Genomic DNA, 925 nt, shown 5'->3' with positions numbered 1-925 from the left:
GAACACCATGCTTTATCCGGAACTTTACAAGTCGCTCGAAGCGGTCCGCTGGGATATGGAGAAGGATATTCCGTGGGACGAATTCGACGCATCGCTGCTGACGGACGAGCAGGCGACGACGATCAAGATGAACGCGATCACGGAGTGGTCGGCGCTGCCGGCGACGGAGATGTTCCTGCGCGACAACCATCACGACAGTGATTTTTCGGCGTTCATGAGCGTGTGGTTCTTCGAGGAGCAGAAGCATTCGCTGGTGCTGATGGAGTATTTGCGGCGATTCAAGCCGGAGATGATGCCGACGGAGGAGGAGCTGCACGCGGTGCGGTTCGAATTCGATCCGGCGCCGCCGCTGGAGACGCTGATGCTGCATTTTTGCGGGGAGATCCGGCTGAACCACTGGTACCGGCGAGCGGCGGAGTGGCACACGGAGCCGGTGATCAAGCACATTTACGAGACGATTTCGCGTGACGAGGCGCGTCACGGCGGGGCGTATCTGCGGTACATGAAGAAGGCGCTGACGAATTTCGGGGATGTGGCGCGCGCGGCGTTCGCGAAGATCGGGGTGTTGATGGCGTCGGCGCGGCGCACGGAAAAGCCGTTGCACCCGACGAACCTGCACGTGAACCAGGCGCTGTTTCCGCGCGACACGGTGCAGTCGAGGCTGCCGGATCCGGAGTGGCTGGAGCGGTGGCTGGACGAGCAGATCCGGTTCGACGGGGAGTGGGAGAAGAAGGTGGTGGAGCGGATTTTGCACAACCTGTCGATTTTGTTCGAGCGGACGTTCGCGACGGCGCAGGAGTTGAACCGGTACCGGAAGGAAGTGACGCAGAGGTTGCAGCCGGAGCCGGGTTCGGCGGCGCAGCCGGCCTGATCCGCGTATCGCACCCCCAAGCCCGCAGGCAAGCCCGGCGGGCTTTTTCTTTGG

The 925-nt window shown here is 62.3% G+C and carries 1 protein-coding gene; it reads left to right on the top strand.

What is annotated here, in order from left to right; genetic code table 11:
* The coding region (locus RZR99_RS32920) for a ferritin family protein (RefSeq protein ID WP_323123841.1) at positions 1-871 on the top strand (871 nt) is incomplete at its 5' end.
* Positions 872-925: the final 54 nt, after the last annotated feature.

Source organism: Burkholderia alba, assembly GCF_034721475.1.
In the GTDB taxonomy this organism is placed as follows: Bacteria; Pseudomonadota; Gammaproteobacteria; order Burkholderiales; family Burkholderiaceae; genus Burkholderia; species Burkholderia alba.
The sequence above is the reverse complement of the archived record's forward strand: the minus strand, read 5'-3'. Positions and strand labels throughout refer to the sequence as shown.